9 protein-coding genes are annotated in these 15,904 nt (G+C 34.1%); 8 read left to right on the top strand and 1 reads right to left on the bottom strand.

From position 1 onward, the window contains the following. Positions 1–42: 42 nt before the first annotated feature. The 8 genes from C8C83_RS04310 (at position 43) to C8C83_RS04275 (ending at position 15,171) form a co-directional block, all read left to right on the top strand. Positions 43–7,794: a DUF5977 domain-containing protein gene (locus C8C83_RS04310; protein WP_243653119.1), complete on the top strand. Its 7,752-nt coding sequence runs from the start codon at positions 43–45 to the stop codon at positions 7,792–7,794. A gap of 34 nt (positions 7,795–7,828) precedes the next feature. Next, positions 7,829–11,443, top strand: a complete 3,615-nt coding sequence (locus C8C83_RS04305; RefSeq protein WP_121329946.1) for a DUF6443 domain-containing protein — start codon at positions 7,829–7,831, stop codon at positions 11,441–11,443. A gap of 2 nt (positions 11,444–11,445) precedes the next feature. Next, positions 11,446–11,838 carry a hypothetical protein gene (locus tag C8C83_RS04300; protein WP_132011675.1) on the top strand — a complete coding sequence of 131 codons (393 nt, stop codon included), beginning with the start codon at positions 11,446–11,448 and terminating at the stop codon, positions 11,836–11,838. 269 nt (positions 11,839–12,107) lie between these two features. Next, positions 12,108–12,551: a hypothetical protein gene (locus C8C83_RS04295; RefSeq protein WP_121326584.1), complete on the top strand. Its 444-nt coding sequence runs from the start codon at positions 12,108–12,110 to the stop codon at positions 12,549–12,551. A 225-nt stretch (positions 12,552–12,776) separates the two neighbouring features. Continuing rightward, a complete protein-coding gene (locus tag C8C83_RS04290) occupies positions 12,777–13,241 on the top strand; it encodes a hypothetical protein (protein WP_121326583.1) in 465 nt (154 codons plus the stop codon). 248 nt (positions 13,242–13,489) lie between these two features. Beyond that, positions 13,490–14,107, top strand: a complete 618-nt coding sequence (locus tag C8C83_RS04285) for an Imm26 family immunity protein (protein WP_121326582.1) — start codon at positions 13,490–13,492, stop codon at positions 14,105–14,107. Between the two features lie 25 nt (positions 14,108–14,132). Continuing rightward, positions 14,133–14,675 carry a hypothetical protein gene (locus C8C83_RS04280; protein ID WP_121326581.1) on the top strand — a complete coding sequence of 181 codons (543 nt, stop codon included), beginning with the start codon at positions 14,133–14,135 and terminating at the stop codon, positions 14,673–14,675. A gap of 163 nt (positions 14,676–14,838) precedes the next feature. Continuing rightward, complete coding sequence (locus tag C8C83_RS04275) at positions 14,839–15,171, top strand: hypothetical protein (protein WP_121326580.1); 333 nt, start codon at positions 14,839–14,841, stop codon at positions 15,169–15,171. Between the two features lie 125 nt (positions 15,172–15,296). On the opposite strand, the gene C8C83_RS04270 is transcribed toward C8C83_RS04275, so the two are convergent. Further along, positions 15,297–15,851 (bottom strand): porin family protein, encoded by a 555-nt coding sequence (locus tag C8C83_RS04270; protein ID WP_121326579.1) that lies wholly within the window; start codon positions 15,849–15,851, stop codon positions 15,297–15,299. Positions 15,852–15,904 lie beyond the last annotated feature (53 nt).

The following is a 15,904-nucleotide window of genomic DNA, read 5'->3' as shown; positions in this document are numbered from 1 at the left end:
GTTCCTATAAAAAATCACGTTAAAATCTTTTGTTGTTTGATAATGATTTTACTGACTTCGATAAAAATTGTGGCACAAACCACACCAGGCGACGGATTCAAAGCTCCTGATTTTACGCCAAAGTCTCCTGAAGCATCAGCTTTTTTAAAATATGGAGAATACCCTGTCGATCTTTCTACAGGAGTGCCTGGTATATCTTTGCCCATATATAGTATTAAAGTTGATGATCTTGAAATTCCAATATCTTTAAGTTATCATGCTTCAGGAATTAAAGTCGGTCAGGAAGCAACTTGGGTAGGTTTGGGATGGAATTTGAATGCAGGTGCTCAAATTATTTTAAATTCCAGAGATAGTGTTGATGAAGATGATGCCGGAATAGATAGCACAGAAAGAGTTGCAGCAACTGTAAAGCAATATATGATTGATCATCCTTATGCCTTCAAAGGTAGTTTAACAAAAGAATATGAAAAATCAAGGGTAAAGGATGTCTTTTCTCTTTCATCGCCTACTGCAAATGGAAGTTTTTACATCGATAATGGTGTTGCGGTAATTTTTCCGCCAGATGCTTTTAAGGTTGAAATAGGTGGTAATGCAGTTCATATTGCAAATTTTACAATTACAGATAAATTAGGAAATAAATATCTTTTTACAAGTACTATCGAGAAATCAGTAAGAGCTTTTACTCATTATGATCAGTATACAAGTGCTTGGTATGTTGATCAAATTATAACTCCAAAAAACAATAAAATAAAATTTACCTATCAGGATGATGGTGATGTAGTTGAATTTAGTGAATCTGAAAGTATTGCAGTAACAGAACAAGGAGTAAATTGTGCATGCCCCCAAGGTGCGACTCAGACGCAAGTTATTGGACAAATTAGAAATAGTAATGAAAATACGACTACAAGTACAAAAAAGATAAAAGAAATTTCATTTAACGATGATCAGACTAAAGTAGAATTTGAACTCAGAAAAGGAAGGCAAGATTTGGTAAATCAAAATGGATATCTTGATAATATAAAAATTAGCCAAAATACTACTGGTGGGTTTAATGTCGTAAAAAAGGTGTTTTTTGAGTATTCTTATTTTAATGCAGATCAAACAGGTACAGATGCTTATAAATATAAGAGATTAAAACTGAATCGCATATTTGAATTAAATGATGCAAACGAACATAGTTTTATTTACTCAGACATAAACTTGCCTATTAAAAATTCTAAATCACAGGATTTTTTTGGATATTATAATGGAGCTACGAATTCTGATATGATACCCAAACATATTTTGTATGAGCCACAAGTAAGGACAGTTGGTTCAGCAGATAGGGGCGTGAATAGTAATAAAGTTCAGGCAGGAATTTTAAAACAGATATTTTACCCTACTAAAGGATCATCTAGTTTTAATTATGAACCCAATATTTTCTATGGTATTGATGAATCAAATATATACTCAATAAAAACGTTTGATGCCTCATTAACAGGTACAGGAAAGGCAAGTCTTGTTGCTCCCGGACAATTAGAAGATCCGGATGGAGAACATGATTTTGAGGGACAAAATTGTATTGATGCCTTAAACTGTCTAAAATATAAAACACTTCATAGACAAGTTTTGAACCCACAAAAAAGTTATTTGACCTGTAGCATAAGAAATAATGGCTTTACCGATGACAAGACAATTAAGTACAAATACTGTAGAATTTGGGTTTATTCAGACAAACTGCTATTTGATTCGGGAAGAATTAACAAAAATAATGATATAACAATTCCTCTTTCATTAGTTAACGGAGATTGTATTATTGTTTTAGAATCTTATGGTGAATTAATGACAATTGGAGCTACAATAACTTACACTGAAGAGGATAGAACTCCTAAAAACATAACATCTTCGGGTTTAAGAATTCAAAGTATAGAAAGCTTTGATTCAAACAATACGCTTCTTTTGAAAAAAGCATATGAATATAACGATAAGGACAACAATGCAATAAGCAGTGGAAATCTTATTAATAACTTGGGAATTGATTTTATTTCTGATTCATTTGCAAATTTCACACTTGGTATATGCGCAACCGGAGATAATAATACTGTTATTCCTAAGGTTGATTATACAAGAACTTATTTTATAAATTCCAGATCTAAACAGGGATTTGAATCTAATTCTGTAGTTTACAGATATGTCAAAGAGATTTCTACAAATGTTATTACAGATGAAAAAATGTATACTGATTATGAGTTTACTACTGATGGGGATTGGTTTCGATCTGATATTGGGATACAAGCAAATTTAGGATTCCGAAGAGGTAAAATTTTAGAAAAAAACGATTTCAAAACTGTAGGCAGTAAAACTTTTATTGTTAGAAAAGAAAAAAACACTTATTTCGATGACAATTCAAAAATTGCATATGTAAAAGGATACAAATTGATACGAAAATCGTTTATTGATGTAGATGAAGATTATTCGGATCCAAAGAGACAACCGGCAGTTTTAGGGTTACTTGGAGATTGTAATGTTCCTCAGTCATTGGGAGATTCTTATGTTTTGGCAGATTATAATATTCCTATTCCGTGGTTTTATCAAAAGACTTCAGAAGTATCAAATTATTTTTACGATTCTTCAAATACTTTAACAGGTACACTAGCAAGTACAACAAATTATAATTACAGTAATCCGGCTCATTTACAATTAACATCGCAAACTACTGTAAATTCAAATGGACAGACATTAGAAACAAAATATAGCTATGCATCAGATTCAGAAATGGTAGGTAAACCATTTATAGATGAATTAAAAGCAGCAAATATGATTGGTATTCCTTTAGACGTACAAACTTCTAAGGGAGGAACCAAAGTATCTGAGCAATTAACCATCTATAATAAAAATGCTTCTACAAGTAATATACTACTTCCTAAAGAGGTTTATTCTGCTAAATTTCCTAATGTTTTGCCTTTAGTTTCCAATATAGGAAACCTTGAAAAAAAAATCACATATGATCAATATGACGATCGAGGTAATATTTTACAATATACTCTTGAAAGCGGAACGCCGGTTTCTATTATATGGGGTTATAATAAGACACAACCTATTGCTAAACTTGAAAATGTAATATATAGTACAATTCCCGCGGGAACAATAACAACTTTACAGGCACTATCAAATGCTGACAATGATAATTGCATGTCAGTAAATTGTACCGAACAATTATTACGTAATGAGTTAAAAACATTTAGAGCATCACTTCCGGATGTTTTTATGTCTACGTATACTTATAATCCACTTGTTGGAGTGACAAGCATTACAGATCCCAAAGGAATATCTTCTTACTATGAATATGATTATTTTGGACGATTAAAGTTTGTTAAGGATAAAGATTTGAATGTCCTTGAAAAATATTGTTACAACTATAAAGGGCAGCAGATTGATTGTAGTGACAATAGTTCTACAAGTGTGATTTTATATAAAAGTATCGCCAAAAGCGGATCGTTTACGAAGAACAATTGTGTAGGTGGTGTGGGATCAAGCGTTGCCTTCAGTCAGGCTGTAGGTGCTCAGACTTCTACAATTTCTCAGGCCGATGCTGATAGCAAAGGACTTACTTTGTTTAATACCAACGGACAGGCTAATGCTAATAGTAATGGTACTTGTACTTTTAGCAGTATTGCCAGAAGCGGATCTTTTACCAAGAATAATTGCGTTGCGGGAGGCGTAGGATCAAGCGTGGCTTTTAGTCAGGTTGTTGGTGCTCAGACCTCGATAATTTCTCAGGCAGATGCTGATGCCAAAGGACTTACTTTATTTAATACTAACGGACAGGCTAATGCCAATACTAATGGTACTTGTACTTTTAGCAGTATTGCAAGAAGCGGTTCATTTACTAAGAATAATTGTGTTGTGGGAGGCGTGGGTTCAAGTGTAGCCTTTAGTCAGGTAGCAGGCGCCCAAACCTCATTAATTTCGCAAGCAGATGCAGATTCCAAAGGGCTTACTTTATTCAATACTAACGGACAAACCAATGCCAATACAAATGGTAGCTGTACATTTACGAGTGTTGTCAAAAGTGGTTCATATACAAAAAATAATTGTGCTGCAGGCGGAGTTGGTTCAGTAGTTGTTTATACCGTTCCGGCAGGCCAATATACTTCAACAACTTCACAAGCTGCTGCAGATGCACTGGCTCAAACAGATGTTACCAATAATGGACAAACTTATGCGAACACAAACGGAACTTGTACGTTTAGCAGTATTGTTAAAAGTGGTTCATTCACTAAGAATAACTGTGCTGTAGGCGGAGTTGGTTCGGTAGTTGTTTATACAGTTCCTGCGGGAAGATATACTTCAACAACCTCACAAGCCGCTGCAGATGCATTAGCTCAAACAGATGTCACTACTAACGGACAGACTTATGCTAACACGAACGGAACTTGTACATTTACAAGTATTGTAAAAAGCGGTTCATTCACTAAGAATAACTGTGCTGTAGGCGGAGTAGGTTCATTAGTTGTTTATACCGTTCCCGCTGGAAGATATACTTCAACAACTTCACAAGCAGCTGCAGATGCACTTGCCCAAACTGATGTTACCACTAACGGACAAACCAATGCTAATACAAATGGAACTTGTACATTTACAAGTATTGTAAAAAGCGGTTCGTTTACTAAAAATAATTGCACTTCTGGCGGAGTAGGTTCAGTAGTGGTGTATACCGTTCAGGCAGGTCAATATACTTCAACAGCTTCACAAGCTGCTGCAGATGCACTTGCCCAAACTGATGTTACCACTAACGGACAAACCAATGCTAATACAAATGGAACTTGTACATTTACAAGTATTGTAAAAAGCGGTTCGTTTACTAAAAATAATTGCGCTTCTGGCGGAGTAGGTTCAGTAGTAGTGTATACCGTTCCGGCAGGTCAATATACTTCAACAACTTCACAAGCCGCTGCAGATGCATTAGCTCAAACAGATGTCACTACTAACGGACAGACTTATGCTAACACGAATGGAACTTGTACATTTACAAGTATTGTAAAAAGCGGTTCATTTACTAAAAATAATTGCGCTTCTGGCGGAGTAGGTTCATTAGTTGTTTATACCGTTCCCGCGGGAAGATATACTTCAACAGCTTCACAAGCTGCTGCAGATGCACTTGCCCAAACTGATGTTACCACTAACGGACAAACCAATGCTAATACAAATGGAACTTGTACCTTTAGTAGTATTGTCAAAAGTGGCTCGTTTACCAAGAATAATTGTACCGTAGGCGGAACAGGTTCAGTAGTTGTTTATACCGTTCCAGCAGGTCAATATACTTCAACAACTTCACAAGCTGCTGCAGATGCATTGGCTCAAACAGATGTTACCAATAACGGACAAACTTTTGCTAATACAAACGGAACTTGTACGTTTACGAGTATTGCCAAAAGTGGTTCATTCACAAAGAATAACTGTGCTGCGGGCGGATTTGGTTCGGTAGTTGTTTATACGGTTCCTGCTGGAAGATACACTTCAACAACATCACAAGTTGCTGCAGATGCATTAGCTCAAACAGATGTAAACAATAATGGACAAACTAATGCTAACACAAACGGAACTTGTACGTTTAGCAGTATTGTAAAAAGTGGTTCATTCACAAAGAATAATTGTGCTGCGGGCGGAGTAGGTTCAGTAGTAGTATATACAGTTCCTGCTGGTACTTATACTTCAACAACATCACAAGCTGCTGCAGATGCATTAGCCCAAACAGATGTTAACAATAACGGACAAGCGAATGCTAATACAAATGGAACCTGTACTTTCAGCAGTATTGCCAGAAGCAGTTCATTTACCAAGAATAATTGCGCTTCAGGCGGAGTTGGTTCTACTGTAGCCTTTAGTCAGGTTGTTGGTGCTCAAACGTCACTAATTTCTCAGACAGATGCAGATTCAAAAGGACTTACTTTGTTTAATACAAACGGGCAAGCCAATGCCAATGCCAATGGAACCTGTACTTTTAGTAGTATTGCCAGAAGCGGATCGTTTACCAAGAATAATTGTGCTTCAGGCGGAGTTGGTTCAAGTGTAGCCTTTAGTCAGGCTGTTGGAGCACAAACGTCAATAATTTCTCAGACAGATGCAGATTCTAAAGGGCTTACTTTGTTCAATACAAATGGACAAGCCAATGCCAATACAAATGGAACTTGTACTTTTAGTAGTATTGTCAAAAGTGGCTCGTTTACCAAGAATAATTGTGCTGCAGGCGGAGCAGGTTCAGTAGTGGTGTATACCGTTCCGGTAGGTCAATATACTTCAACAACTTCACAGGCTGCTGCAGATGCACTGGCTCAAACAGATGTTACTACTAACGGGCAAACTTATGCGAACACAAATGGTACTTGTACGTTTACAAGTATTGTTAAGAGCGGTTCATACACAAAGAATAATTGCGCTGCAGGCGGAGTAGGTTCGGTAGTTGTTTATACGGTTCCTGCGGGAAGATATACTTCAACAACCTCACAAGCTGCCGCAGATGCATTAGCTCAAACAGATGTTACTAATAATGGACAGGCGAATGCTAATACAAATGGTACCTGTACCTTTAGCAGCATTGCCAGAAGTGGTTCATTTACCAAGAATAATTGTGCTGCAGGAGGCGTAGGATCGAACGTAGCTTTTAGTCAGGCTGTTGGCGCTCAGACATCAATAATTTCGCAAGCCGATGCAGATTCTAAAGGTCTTACTTTATTTAATACCAACGGACAAGCTAACGCGAATACCAACGGTACTTGTACTTTTAGCAGTATTGCCAGAAGCGGATCGTTTACAAAGAATAATTGTGCAGCAGGCGGAGTTGGTTCAAGTGTAGCTTTCAGCCAAATCGTAGGAGCTCAGACTTCAATAATTTCGCAAGCCGATGCAGATTCCAAAGGGCTTACTCTATTTAATACCAATGGACAAGCTAATGCAAATACTAATGGTGTTTGCACTTTTAGTAGTATTGCCAGAAGTGGATCTTTTACGAAGAATAATTGTGTTGTAGGTGGTGTGGGATCAAGCGTAGCTTTCAGTCAGGTGGTTGGCGCTCAGATTTCAACAATTTCTCAGGCCGATGCTGATACCAAAGGACTGAACTTGTTCAATACCAATGGACAGGCCAATGCAAACACTAATGGGACTTGTACTTTTAGTAGTGCAGCTATTAGTAATTTATATACTAGAAACAATTGTCCTGCTAATGCTTCTCCTGGAACAATTACTTACTCCGTTCCTTACGGTAAATACACTTCTTTGAGTTCACAAGCACGTGCAGACGAATTGGCACAAAATGAAGCAAATACTTATGGACAAAATTGGGCAAATGAGGAGGCAACTTGTACTTTTTATAGTACTATAAAATCAGGAACATTTGTTAGAAATAATTGTGGAGCTGGTTTTACGGGAGGCGCTGTTGTATACGCAGTACCTATCGCTAAATATAATTCAAATCTGTCTCAATTAGATGCTGATAATAAAGCCCAAACAGATGTAAATACTAACGGACAAGCATACGCTAATGCAAATGGTGCATGTACTGAAGTAGTATCTTTTACATATGAAACTGAATTTGCAGTGCCAACAAACGAGCTTTCTATCTATCTTTTTGCCTCTTCTTCAAATCATCTTGGAGCAACATTTAATTTTAATGTTACTTATATACGTATAAATGGGCAGTCTGCAACTCAAGCAGTAAGTGGGGTATTGGCTGCTGGCCAACCTGAAAATACTGTTAAGTTAACAGCTAAAAGTGTAGTAAGTGTTGATTTAGTATCATTAATTAAAAATTAAATTGACTTATAAAGAAAATACAAAAGAGAACTTAATGAGAAAATATATACCAATAATAATCTTGTTATTACTTGCAATTCCGGGTATCAATGCTCAGACTTTCAGTGATGATAATTTTGTTTACAAAGTAACACCTAAAAAGGCAGTTCAATCGGGTAATTTAAATACACTGACCAAAGATTCGATTGTTCAAAATATAACTTATTTTGATGGATTAGGCCGCTCTGTGCAGTCTATGGCAATAGGTCAGGGAGTTGGAGGTACAGATATTGTTACTCCAATTCAATATGATGGTTTTGGGAGGCAAGTAAAAGAATACTTGCCTTACCCAGTAACCAATAGCGGGACAAATTATCCCAGAATTGATGCAAATACAGCAATAGTTGATTTAACCGGAATCTACAGTTCAAAATTTGTCGATGCTTCAAACCCATTCTCAGAAAAGCAACTTGAGAGTTCACCATTAAGCAGAGTATTAAAACAAGCTGCTCCAGGCGATGCGTGGGCTATGAATAGCGGCCATGAAATCAAATTGGATTATCAGACCAATACCGGTACTACCGAGGTAAAGTTATACAAAGCAACGGCTACTTGGGATGTGGGATTAGGATTGTATGATATTAGTTTTTCGGATGCTACGGGTTATTATGGCACTAATGAATTGTACAAAACAGTTACTTATGACGAGAATACAACTCCGGGAACCAAAGTAGGAATTGAAGAATTTAAAAACAAAGAAGGACAAGTAGTGCTAAAGCGCACTTATAATGGTACAGATCAATTTGATACCTATTATGTATATGATGATAAGTATGGAAATCTGACTTATGTAATTCCGCCAAAAGCAGATGGAACCATAACTCTTGATATTTTAAATGATTTATGTTATCAATATAAATATGATTATAGAAACCGCTTGGTTGAGAAAAAATTACCGGGCAAACAATGGGAGTTTATTGTTTATGATAAGTTAGACAGACCGGTGGCAACAGGACCTGCAGCTTCGCCCTTTAAAGATGATGCTACAATAGGCTGGATGATTACGAAATATGATGTTCTTGGACGACCTATTTATACCGGATGGAACCCTCAAACTGTAAGTCCATCTACTAGAAAAACATTGCAGGATGCACAAAATTCAGCAACTACTTTGTTTGAAACTAAAACTTTACTGGATATTGATGAAATTGCTACGGGTTATAATAATAGTATAGAACCAACAAATTTCAAACTCTTAACGGTTAATTATTATGATGATTATTCCTTTCCGGATGCTCAGGCAGAACCTGTAAAAATTATAGGGCAAAAATTACTAACCAATGTAAAAGGAATGCCAACGGGAAGCTGGACCAGAGTAGTAACAACCCTTACTTCTAAAGCAGGAGAAACGGCTACAATTTTTTATGATGAAAAAGGAAGAGCTATAAGTACTTATCTTAAAAATTATCTGGGCGGTAAAAACCATGCAGATAGTGAACTTGATTTTTCAGGGAAAACCCTAAGCAGCATTACGGTACATCAACGTCTGGACGGAGGTGATCAAATTGTTATAGATGAAAAATTCACATATTCGGCTCAGGATCGTTTATTAACGCATACGCATCAAATCAATGGAGGAACCATACAACTCATGGCTTCTAATGAATATGATAATCTGGGACAATTAAAGAACAAAATTGTAGGGAATACTACCGGGAGTCCACTACAGAAAGTTGATTATACTTATAATATTAGAGGCTGGCTTACCGATATTAATGATACAAAGGACTTAAAGCAAGGTACAGAACCTAGAGATTTGTTTGCCTTTAGAATTAATTACAATAAAATTGAAGGAAGTACGAGCTATACAAAAGAACTTTATAACGGAAATATTGCAGAGACTTTTTGGAGTTCAGGTCTTGATGGATCTGGAATTAAGCATGGTTATGGTTATCAATACGATCAATTAAATCGATTAAAAGACGCTTGGTATCAAGAGCCAAAATTGGCGAATAGTGATAATTACTTTGGCGAGAACAACATAGAGTACGATAAGAACGGAAATATTACAAAATTACTGCGTAGGCGTAAATTGAGTACATCTAATCCATATGCTGATCCTATGGATAATCTGGATTATTTCTATAAAGCAAACACGAACTTACTAATGAAAGTTACGGATAAGTCTAATGCACCGGAAGGCTTTAAAGATGACAGTAATGGTTCTAATGACACTGTAGACGACTACGATTATGACTTAAACGGAAATTTGATAAAAGACGACAATAAAGGTATTAATGTGATTGATTACAATCATCTAAATTTACCTAAGAAAATAACATTTGGCACAAAAGGCACCATTGAGTATATTTACAACGCAGCAGGGCAAAAAGTAAAGAAAGTTGTCACAGAAACTGGAAAAACGGCAATAGTCACCGATTATTTAGGAGGATTTCAGTACAAAGACACTAGTCTGGAGTTTTTTCCAACAGCAGAAGGATATGTTAAAAATACAAATGGCAATCTTTCGTATGTGTTCCAGTACAAAGATCATTTAGGAAACGTACGAGTTAGTTATACTAAAAATAGTAGTAATGTTCTTGAAGTTATTGACGAAAACAACTATTATCCTTTTGGATTGACCCATGTTAGTAACAGTATTTTGCCAGGTACTAATAATAAGTATAAGTATAACGGAAAAGAATTGCAAGATGATGATATTGGAGGTTCTAAGCTTAATATGTATGACTATGGAGCACGTAATTATGACCCTGCATTAGGACGCTGGATGAACATTGATCCTCTTGCTGAAAACTCACGAAAATGGACTCCCTATAATTATGCATATAATAATCCTGTCTATTTTGTTGATCCAGATGGAATGCAATCAGAAGGTTATGGTCCAGCTGATGAGAGCACAGAGGAAAATAAAAAATTTGTACAATGGGTTAATAGTGGAGGCGCAAGACGTAACAGTGATCCACCTGTTGGAGTTGATGCAAGAAATGGACAAAGATACATGGATGGAAAAGGTATTTGGATATATGACAAAAAAAGTACTACTTGGCTAGGGCAATATGGAAATAAAGATGGCACAAGATCGAAAGATATAGCTAATACTATCGAGCTTGACAATGTTAATGTTAAGGGGTATAAGAGTAATTATGTTTCTTCTGGAGATTATGGACCAGATAAAGATTTTGGACATGCGGTCGCTTTTGCTGGTGTAATAGTTTTACCTGTATTTGGAGTGACAGGTGGTTTAACAGCTGCAGCTTCATTTTACACTAGCGGAGAGGCATTAGTTGGCATGGGGGTTAATGCAACTTCTCAATATATTGCAAATGGCGGAAAAGTGGGAGATATTAATACACTTGAAGTTTTAAGTTCACCACTACCTGGCATTGCTCCTGTAATTTTAGGAGAAACTTTTAGCTATACTCCTAATAACATGTTTAACGGTGAGGGTATTAAAAGTCCAGATTTTTCTACACAGAAAGGATGGGCTACTTGGGGAGTTCAAGTAGGAGGAGGAATTCTTAGTAATCGTTTTGGGAATGCAACTGATAATTATCTTTTAGGAGAAGGAACTGGAGGGAAATTTATAGGAGAATATTTTAAAGGGATTATTGAAACAGGTTCTAATGCTGCTCCAAGTTTAATAAAATAAATATGAAAAAAATATCAAGAATATTAGGACTAGTGATTTTTTTATCTCTAATAATTTTTATTATGTACGGACAGATAACAAGTTATAGATATGATGAAGAATTTAAAAAGAGTGGAAAAGTGACAATAGGAAGGATCGATAGTATTCAGGTAAATCCTAAACGAGAATATATCTATGTATCATATTATGTCGATAGTAAAAAATATATTTCTATCGAGAGTGGTCTTCACAAAAAAATAACAGAAAAGGATATAGGAAAATTTTATAACATAAAATATTTGTCAAATTCTCCGGGAATAATTAGAGGAGTATACTCAAAAAAAATTAGTGATACGTCGGAAATATTAAAATCAGGATTTTCTAAAGAAGATATTGGGAATAATACAAGAAATTAAAATTGGAAAATCCCGCCCTCCGAAGAGTTCTTATAAAAAGCTGCGCAAATGTCTCTGACTTTGCGCAATTTTTTTATGTTGTTGTAAATGATTTATATAAATTTTAGATACAGTCAGAGACTTTATAATGTTTTCGTTTTTTAGACTAGATTTGTTTTAATAAGTGGCGCAAAGTCAGAGACATTTGCGCAGCGCTCGCAAGAACACTTTGAAGAGCTGAGTATTCACGAGTATACAAGAAAAAAAATAGAATTATTTAAATTTTAAAGATGAAAAAACACATTATATTTTTAATAGTTGTCTTCATTTCTTGTAATAAGAAGGTTGAATGTGAGGGGAAAATTAACCCAAACAATATTACAATTAGAATCGAAAAAAGTAATCCTATTTTAAAAGAGTATGATCGTTATTTAATAGTAACTTGTAATAAGGAAGATATTTACGAAATTAAAATAAAAGAAGATATAGGTAGTGGAGCAAAAAGCTATTTATATGACAATGATAATTTTTTTACTTTAATTGATTGTGATAGTAGTTGGTACCTTATTAATAAAAAAGATGGGGAAGTTACTTTGACGGGGAAGTTTTGGATGAAAGTGCCTCCTAAAAATTATATAGGAACTTTTATGATAAATAGCAGAAAAAAGAAAGTGGATTTTGTTAAAGAAAAAAATATTCAGACTAAAAATATTTATATCTACGGTGGTGGATAATTGGATATCCTCGCTCTGCAAAGAGTTCCTTATAAAAAACTGCGCAAATGTCCCCGCTCTACGAAGAGTTCCTTATAAAAAGCTGCCCAGGAGTACGAGAAGTAATACAATTTACTGGTACACAAATGCAAATAAAGATAGCGGAAAAATCAAAAATATATAATTACTATCTGCAAAATGGTCACCTACCTCCGGGGAATAAAATATTTAGATAAAATATAAATTATGAAAGTTAGAATTTCTTTAAGAACTGATAGTGGAGCAGAACACAAAATTAATTTGATTAATTCGTTAATTGATTCATTAGAAGTTTATTTTGCTTCTAAAAATTATGGATCAGATATTGAAGATATATTAATTGGATTAACCTGTGCATATGTTTCTGAAGGTTTTGAACATTTATTTAAGATGTACCCAACAAAATATGTGGATTTCAAGATTATAAAAAATAAATACACAGGAGAGTCAATAGAACTAAATAAACACTTTCATTATTCTGTAAAATTGGACAATGAAGAATACAACAGTTTTATAAATGAATCTGATGAAGAAAGCAGAAAAATACTAGCTGTTATGATAATTAAATCTTTGTCAAATTTAGATGGTCTTCCAAAAAAAGTTAAAAATTTTGATAAGGAAAGATTTAAAAATGACACGTTGTCTTTCTTCGAAAAAGAAGTATTAATTTAAATAAAAAAAACGCCCCCGCTCTCCAAAGAGTTCCTTATAAAAAGCTGCGCAAATGTCTCTGACTTTGCGCAATTTTTTATGTTGTTGTAAATGGTATATACAAATTTTAGATACAGTCAGAGACTTTATAATGTTTTCGTTTTTTAGACTAGATTTGTTTTAATAAGTGGCGCAAAGTCAGAGACATTTGCGCAGCGCTCGCAAGAACACTTTGAAGAGCTGGGGGCTGGGCTTGAAAAATTAAGAAAATGAAAAAAAATAAAATAGAAACAGGATCAATAATAAAAATTCCTTTAGAACATGATTTAGGTTTTGTTCTAGCGAAATTTATTAACCTAAAACAAATTGAAGAAAGTATAGGTTATAATGAATTTATATACGTTTACAATCGTGTTTTTAAAGATGAAGAAATTGTGGTAGAAAGTATTGATAATAATGATTTATTATTAGGAGGTATTTATGTGCTTAATCCTTATCCTGCTTTGAAAAATAAGACATGGGAAATTGTTGGACTCCTTAAACCTAAAACAATTGAGCTCCAAATACCAGATTTTAAAGATTATGGACCTGTATTTACTTTATATGAAAAGGAAGCTAAAATTTGGTATTATATTCATAATGGGGAAGTAAATAATAGGGTAGTTACTGATTATGAAAAAGTAAAACATCTAGAGAAATTTGTTTATCGTGCGTATGGTTCAATTATGACACGTTTAACTATGGAGGTTATTCGGCAAAGTGGTGAAAAAATTGAAGATTATTATGAACTAAAAGAACATGATGATTTAGTATCATATTATAATATTATCTATACACCCATTTATTCAAGTATTCCAAAGGAAATAAGAGGTAAAGCGATTTTATAATATTAATTCCAAAGAGAAGACAATAATGAAAAGTAAACAATTTATATTTTTTGGTAAAAAAACAGATTTTCAGGAAATATTACAAGAAGTTGAATCTAAAAAAGTCTTAAAGTATTTTCAAACAGGACTTTTTGATGAAATTAATATAGTAAATTATAATTCACTTCTTGATTATAGAAATTTAGGAAATGCTTCGTTCGGTAGTCAAGGTTTAAATGATTGTTTTTTAATTATAGCAAATGATAAAGAGCTTAAAATAAGATCAGTGCCTCAAAGAAAGGGAGGTGTGAAATATGCAGTTGATCAATTAATTAATGAAGAGAGTATTATAATTGAACCAGGTGGTGTTTTTAAAAATGATATTTTTGTAGCAGGAAGAATAGGCACGGTTAAAGATGATGCGTTTTCAAAGGAATTATATAATTTGTTTTTTTCGTTAATAAAAAGAAGATTTACAAAAATTGGTAATTGTTATGTAGGAAAAACAGCGAAAGAGAAGTTAGATTCTGGATGGCGCTTTGTTTTAAACGATAGCTCTCCTAAAGAATATGATTTGAAAGCAGTATAAAGCAGCGCTCGCAAGTATATCCCGCTCTCCAAAGAATTCCTTATAAAAAACCTGCGCAAATGTCTCTGACTTTGCGCAAAATTGTTAAAATAAACGGTCATATACGTTCCTCTTTTATCATAAAAATTTGCAGAACTATGCAATTAAAATAATAAGAGATCAGATGGAAATAAATGAAACTAAAAAATTAGAGAATCTTAAAAAAATAATTGAGAAGTATTTCAATAATTCAAAGTCAGATAATGAATCAGAATTTTACACCGCTCAAATCAAAATTAATTATTATGAGCTTGGTTGTGTGATTACAAATATGCTAAAAATGTGCATTTTGGCATTAGACAATGAAGGACATATAATGTCAAGTACAAACAAAAATCCTGTAAATGTTTCGCTTATTTTAGAAATGGTACTTGAAATGTTTCCTGCAAATGAATTTGATATGTTAGCCGAAATTAATGAGATGGTTTTTGGTTATTCGCAGCTTGTTGAAAAATAAAAATAAAATGACTTGCAATGAAGAATCTCTTATAAAAAAAAACTGCGCAAAGTCAGAAACATTTGCGCAGCATTAATAAGAATACCTCTAAAAGCAGGGTGTAAAAGTGTTGAAATTATTAAGTTTTAGAAAAAGAAATATCCAACAGATACTTGAAATACGCTGTTTTTATTTTTAATAGAAGAATTATCTACATTATTAATATCCGTTAATCCCAGATTATATCTTACACCAAAATTAAGTCCGTTGTCAAGTTTGTAACCTAAGCCAAAATTAACACCAAAATCAACAGTATTAAACGAATCTTTTACGTTTATCTTTTCATTTTTGGCAGCAAGCAAAAAACCTATTTGCGGTCCGGCTTCAACGCTAAATCCTTTTGTTAAATAATATTTTCCCATTAAAGGAACGTTCAGATAACTTAAGGCAACTGTATTATCATTGAAACTATATCCCTGACCAGAATACATTAACTCGGGTTGAAAAGAGAATTTTTCTGAAATAGGAATTTCGGATAAAACACCAAAATTAAATGATGTTACAAGATCAGCATCTTTGGTATTATCTCCGCTTATATTTGCAAAGTTTAAACCTCCTTTGACACCAAATTTAATTTTTTGGGCATTAACATTTGTAAAACCTAAAACTGTAAGAACAGCTAGTAATAAAATTTTTTTCATAAAAATTGATTTGAATTATTTGAAGCCAAAATTCACTTAAGAAAAACTATAAA

Origin of the sequence: Flavobacterium sp. 90 (assembly GCF_004339525.1) — a bacterium.
Taxonomy (GTDB): domain Bacteria; phylum Bacteroidota; class Bacteroidia; order Flavobacteriales; family Flavobacteriaceae; genus Flavobacterium.
Note: the sequence above shows the minus strand (reverse complement) of the source record. Positions and strands in the feature narration are given on the sequence as shown.

What these genes read in the sequence shown, in the direction of transcription:
- C8C83_RS04310 (WP_243653119.1), top strand. Translation starts at nt 43, where the DNA reads ATGATTTTACTGACTTCGATAAAAATTGTGGCACAAACCACACCAGGC.
- C8C83_RS04305 (WP_121329946.1), top strand. Translation starts at nt 7,829, where the DNA reads ATGAGAAAATATATACCAATAATAATCTTGTTATTACTTGCAATTCCG.
- C8C83_RS04300 (WP_132011675.1), top strand. Translation starts at nt 11,446, where the DNA reads ATGAAAAAAATATCAAGAATATTAGGACTAGTGATTTTTTTATCTCTA.
- C8C83_RS04295 (WP_121326584.1), top strand. Translation starts at nt 12,108, where the DNA reads ATGAAAAAACACATTATATTTTTAATAGTTGTCTTCATTTCTTGTAAT.
- C8C83_RS04290 (WP_121326583.1), top strand. Translation starts at nt 12,777, where the DNA reads ATGAAAGTTAGAATTTCTTTAAGAACTGATAGTGGAGCAGAACACAAA.
- C8C83_RS04285 (WP_121326582.1), top strand. Translation starts at nt 13,490, where the DNA reads ATGAAAAAAAATAAAATAGAAACAGGATCAATAATAAAAATTCCTTTA.
- C8C83_RS04280 (WP_121326581.1), top strand. Translation starts at nt 14,133, where the DNA reads ATGAAAAGTAAACAATTTATATTTTTTGGTAAAAAAACAGATTTTCAG.
- C8C83_RS04275 (WP_121326580.1), top strand. Translation starts at nt 14,839, where the DNA reads ATGGAAATAAATGAAACTAAAAAATTAGAGAATCTTAAAAAAATAATT.
- C8C83_RS04270 (WP_121326579.1), bottom strand. Translation starts at nt 15,851, where the DNA reads ATGAAAAAAATTTTATTACTAGCTGTTCTTACAGTTTTAGGTTTTACA.